General features: G+C 55.5%; 2 protein-coding genes. Both read right to left on the bottom strand.

Annotation, left to right across the window (positions count from 1 at the left end; translation table 11 throughout):
- The coding region (locus ACR0E6_RS22520) for a hypothetical protein (protein WP_480587572.1) at positions 1–259 on the bottom strand (259 nt) is incomplete at its 3' end.
- A gap of 106 nt (positions 260–365) precedes the next feature.
- A partial coding sequence (locus tag ACR0E6_RS22515; RefSeq protein ID WP_480587570.1) for a DnaB-like helicase C-terminal domain-containing protein occupies positions 366–645 on the bottom strand: 280 nt, incomplete at its 5' end.

The raw sequence follows: 645 nt of genomic DNA, 5'->3' as shown, positions 1-645 counted from the left end.
CCGTGCCATTGTCGTCAAGCGACACAGCGCCCAGCCGGTTGGTACGTGCCGAGACCACAATATAGTCGAAACCGTTGACCGTGTTCACCGGCGCTGGATCGACATCTGTGGAGCTTCGCGCTGTTCCGTTGGCGTTGTAAACTTGAACCCTCAGGTCCGAGACATCCGTACCGGTCGGAACGCGGATTTCGATGAAATCGCCGTCCGGCGCAAAATTCGGCCCGTTTCTGTATCGTATTTCCGAGATGATTGCGGGCAATGACGTAGGCCTTGCTAAAATCCGGCAGTACGTGCCGTCATTCAGTACACACTAACACACGACGATCGGCATTCAAAATCGGCTATTTGGATAGTTAAGGGGACTTTTAGTATCCTTCGATCTCGCCGCCCTGTTGCCAGGGCTTCACCAGATTGCCAAAGCGGGTGAACTGCGCCTCGAACGACAACTCGACCGTGCCGATGGGGCCGTGGCGCTGCTTGCCGACAATCACCTCGGCCTTGCCATGCAGGCGCTCCATGGCCTGTTTCCACTCTTCCATCTTTTCCAGCTCATGATCGCCTGGCTTTTCGCGTTCCTTGTAATATTCCTCACGGAATACAAACATCACCACGTCCGCATCCTGTTCGATCGAGCCCGATTCCCGC

It is taken from the genome of Ruegeria sp. AP12 (assembly GCF_056540025.1).
The sequence above is the reverse complement of the archived record's forward strand: the minus strand, read 5'-3'. Positions and strand labels throughout refer to the sequence as shown.